This is a genomic window from Streptomyces boncukensis (assembly GCF_011045075.1).
Taxonomy (GTDB): Bacteria; Actinomycetota; Actinomycetes; order Streptomycetales; family Streptomycetaceae; genus Streptomyces; species Streptomyces boncukensis.
The window spans coordinates 1-4,302 of sequence record NZ_JAAKZZ010000571.1 but is presented as its reverse complement, the minus strand read 5'-3'; the positions used below and the strand labels follow the sequence as shown (position 1 = coordinate 4,302).

The 4,302-nt window shown below is 71.9% G+C and carries 3 protein-coding genes; all 3 read right to left on the bottom strand.

The features are described 5' to 3' along the window. Positions 1-77: 77 nt before the first annotated feature. Positions 78-293 (bottom strand): acyl-CoA carboxylase epsilon subunit, encoded by a 216-nt coding sequence (locus tag G5C65_RS32175; RefSeq protein WP_165302579.1) that lies wholly within the window; start codon positions 291-293, stop codon positions 78-80. 74 nt (positions 294-367) lie between these two features. Continuing rightward, a complete protein-coding gene (locus G5C65_RS32170; protein WP_165302578.1) occupies positions 368-1,975 on the bottom strand; it encodes an acyl-CoA carboxylase subunit beta in 1,608 nt (535 codons plus the stop codon). A 314-nt stretch (positions 1,976-2,289) separates the two neighbouring features. After that, positions 2,290-3,954 carry a citramalate synthase gene (cimA, locus tag G5C65_RS32165; protein WP_165302577.1) on the bottom strand — a complete coding sequence of 555 codons (1,665 nt, stop codon included), beginning with the start codon at positions 3,952-3,954 and terminating at the stop codon, positions 2,290-2,292. Between the last annotated feature and the right edge of the window lie 348 nt (positions 3,955-4,302).

Sequence of the window (4,302 nt, the reverse complement as noted above, 5' to 3'; positions counted from 1 at the left end):
CTATACGACCGCGTACACAGGTGGGGCGGGACCGGAGATCCGGTCCCGCCCCACCTGTGTACGCGGTCGTATAGCGGTCAGCCCTGCCAGCTGTGCGGTGCGCGGAAGCCGTGCTGGCGCTCCAGCCGGCGCCAACCCGCCTTGGTGGTGCGCCGACGGCGCACGGGCGGCTGCGCGTGCCGGGACTCGGCCGCGGCGCGCGCCAGCAGCAGCGCGGTGACGGCGGCCAGCTCCTCCTCGCTGGCCTCGCCCTTCTCCACGCGGATCGGGCTGCTGCCGGGTTCGTCACTCACGTTCTCTCGTCTCCCCTCGCTGCGGATCCCCGCGGGGATCCCCGTCGTTCGTCGCTCCGCCTCGCTCCGGGCCCTCACTGCGGCGGGTTGCCGTGCTTCCGCGAGGGCAGCTCCGCGTGCTTGGCGCGGAGCATGGCCAGGGACTGGATGAGCACCCCGCGGGTGTCGGCCGGGTCGATCACGTCGTCGAGCAGGCCGCGCTCGGCCGCGTAGTACGGGTGCATCAGCTCGGCCTTGTACTCCTTGACCATCCGGGTGCGCATGGCGTCCGGGTCGTCGGCGGCGGCGATCTGGCGGCGGAAGACGACGTTCGCCGCGCCCTCCGCGCCCATCACCGCGATCTCGTTGGTGGGCCAGGCGTAGGTCAGGTCGGCGCCGATGGACTGGGAGTCCATGACGATGTACGCGCCGCCGTACGCCTTGCGCAGCACCACCGAGATCCGGGGCACCGTGGCGTTGCAGTACGCGTACAGCAGCTTCGCGCCGTGCCGGATGATGCCGCCGTGCTCCTGGTCGACGCCGGGCAGGAAGCCCGGCACGTCCAGCAGGGTGAGGATCGGGATGTTGAACGCGTCGCACATCTGCACGAAGCGCGCCGCCTTCTCCGACGCCTCGATGTCCAGGACGCCCGCCAGCACCTGCGGCTGGTTCGCCACGAACCCCACGACCTGGCCGTCCATCCGGGCCAGGGCGCAGATGACGTTGGTCGCCCAGCGCTCGTGGACCTCCAGATACTCGCCGTCATCGACGATCTCTTCGAGCACCTGGCGCATGTCGTACGGCCGGTTGCCGTCCACCGGCACCAGGTCGAGCAGCGCCTCGGAGCGCCGGTCCGGCGGGTCGGCGCCGGGCTCGACGGGCGGGTTCTCGCGGTTGTTCTGCGGCAGGAGGGAGAGCAGATAGCGCACTTCCTCCAGGCAGGTCGCCTCGTCGTCGTACGCGAAGTGCGCCACCCCGGAGGTCCCGGCGTGCACATCGGCGCCGCCCAGGCCGTTCTGCGACACCTCGGCGCCGGTGACGGCCTGCACCACGTCCGGACCCGTGATGAACATCTGCGAGGTCTCCCGCACCATGAACACGAAGTCCGTCAGCGCCGGGGAGTAGGCCGCGCCGCCCGCGCACGGGCCCAGCATCACCGAGATCTGCGGGATCACACCGGAGGCCCTGGTGTTGCGCTGGAAGATGCCGCCGTACCCGGCCAGCGCCGCGACGCCCTCCTGGATCCGCGCCCCGGCCCCGTCGTTGAGCGAGACCAGCGGCGCCCCGGCGGAGATCGCCTTGTCCATCAGCTTGTGGATCTTGTTCGCATGCGCCTCGCCGAGCGCGCCGCCGAAGATCCGGAAGTCGTGTGCGTAGACGAACACCGTCCGCCCGTGCACCGTGCCCCACCCGGTGATCACACCGTCCGTGTACGGCTTCTTCGCCTCCAGCCCGAAACCCGTGGCCCGGTGCCTGCGCAGCGTCTCCATCTCGCAGAACGAGCCCGGGTCCAGCAGCAGCTCGATCCGCTCCCGCGCGGTCAGCTTCCCCTTCGCGTGCTGTGCCTCCGTCGCCCGCTCGCTCGGGCCCCGGTACGCCTCGTCACGGATCGCGTGCAGTTCGGCCACACGCCCACGCGCGTCCTGAGCGCCGGGCTCGGTCGCCTCCGCCTCGTCGGGCGACGGCTGAGACTGATCGGTCATGTACAGACCCTACGAAACGCAACCGCTGTTTGCCGTCGTCAGATTCGTACAGTCTCCGCGCCCTTTTCATGGCCGCGCTGTACAGAACCGCGCCTTCGAACCGGCGCAGGGCAGGGAATCCTCCGACGCAGAGGCCCTGGAGGTGTGGGATCTCCACAGTCCTCCCGGAGCGGACCGCCGCATCGGGGCGGGCCCGGCACCGGAGCGTAGCCCGTCCCGCACCCCGGGTGACGCGGGGATCGCACTTGTCGTCTGCCCACAAGGGCGGACACCGCAGCACCCGGCGCGGGTTTCCGGAGAGCGGAGCCGCGGCCTCAGCCGTCCTCCCGGGGTTCGGCCCCGGAGCGCAGCAGGCCGTAGGTGTAGCCGTCGTCCAGGGCCTGCCAGGACGCAGCGATGACATTGTCGCCGACGCCGACCGTGGTCCACTCGGCGCCGCCGTCGCTCATGCCGACCAGGACGCGGGTGGTGGACGAGGTGCCGTGCGCCCCCTCCAGGATCCGGACCTTGTAGTCGACCAGCGCGAGCTTCGCCAGCTCGGGGTGCAGCCGCTCCAGCCCGGCGCGCAGCGCGCGGTCCAGCGCGTCCACCGGGCCGTTGCCCTCCCCCGTGACGACGATGCGCTCCCCCTTGGCCCAGAGCTTCACCGTCGCCTCGTTCACCTGCGCCCCGTCCGGGCGCTGCTCGACGATCGCGCGCCACGACTCCAGCCGGAAGAAGCGCGGCGCGGAGCAGCCGGGCCCCGCGCCGTGCACCTCGTCGCGGAGCAGCAGCTCGAAGGAGGCGTCCGCGGCCTCGTACGTATAGCCCTTGAGCTCCTGCTCCTTGACCCGCTCCACGACCCGGCCGACCAGCGCGCGGTCGCCGCCGAGGTCGTAGCCCAGCTCCTTGCCCTTGAGCTCGACCGAGGCCCGCCCCGCCATGTCGGAGACCAGCATCCGCATGGTGTTGCCGACCGCCTCCGGGTCGACGTGCTGGTAGAGGTCCGGGTCGATCTTGATCGCGGAGGCGTGCAGCCCGCCCTTGTGCGCGAAGGCGGAGGTGCCGACGTAGGGCTGGTGGGTGGCCGGGGTGAGGTTGACGACCTCGGCGATGGCGTGCGAGACCCGGGTGGTCTCGGCGAGCGCTCCGGGGGGCAGGACGCGCCGGTCGTACTTCAGCTCCAGCGCGGCGACGACCGGGAAGAGATTGGCGTTGCCGACGCGCTCCCCGTAGCCGTTCGCGGTGCACTGGACGTGGCTGGCGCCGCCGTCCACGGCCGCGAGGGTGTTGGCGACGGCGCAGCCGGTGTCGTCCTGCGCGTGGATGCCGAGCCGCGCACCGGTCTCGGCGAGCACGGTGCGCACCACGGACTGGACGCCGGAGGGGACCATCCCGCCGTTGGTGTCGCACAGCACCACCACATCGGCGCCCGCCTCGTACGCGGTGCGCACCACCTGCTTCGCATAGCCGGGGTTGGCCCGGTAGCCGTCGAAGAAGTGCTCGCAGTCCACGAAGACCCGCCGGCCCTGCTCGCGCAGATACGCCACGGTCTCGCGGACCATCGCGAGGTTCTCCTCCAGGGTGGTGCGCAGGGCCAGCTCGACATGCCGGTCGTGCGCCTTGGCGACGATGGTGACCACCGGGGCGCCCGCCTCGACCAGCGCCGTGACCTGCGGGTCGATCTGCGCGGGGACGCCCGCGCGGCGGGTGGAGCCGAAGGCGACCAGCTGGGCGTGCCGGAAGTCGACCTCCCGCTGGGCGCGGGCGAAGAACTCGGTGTCCCGCGGGTTGGCGCCCGGCCAGCCGCCCTCGATGAAGCCCACACCGTAGGAGTCGAGCTGGCGCGCGATGGTGAGCTTGTCGGCGACGGTGAGGTTGATGCCCTCCCGCTGGGCGCCGTCGCGCAGCGTCGTGTCGAAGACGTGGAAGCCGTCGTCCGGGGCGTCCAGGGCGTCCGGGGTGTCTGGTGCCGGTGCGGCACCGGTGGTGGTGGTCATGGGCTGGTCTCCTGGGCTGGCGAGAGGTGGGTCCGGAACTGACCGCTCCACTTGCCCCCATCCTCCCTCGCGCCTCCGCCTCCGGCGGGGTCGGGCCGGAAAACGAAAAGACCCCTCGCGGGTGCGAGAGGTCTGCGCGCGGGTCCGGGGCACGGTACCGGCCGTTCGTACGCGGTGGGCGTGCGAACGGCGGTCACTGCGGACCGGCGCGCCTGCGGCCAATAATCATGGCGAACGAGAGCACGCGGCGAGTGTGGCACACGAGGCCCGCGAACCGTTTCCCCGTCTCACGATGCGGGCCGCCGGCGCCGGGCTTCGTGGACGCCCCTCCCCCGCCCGGCGTCATCC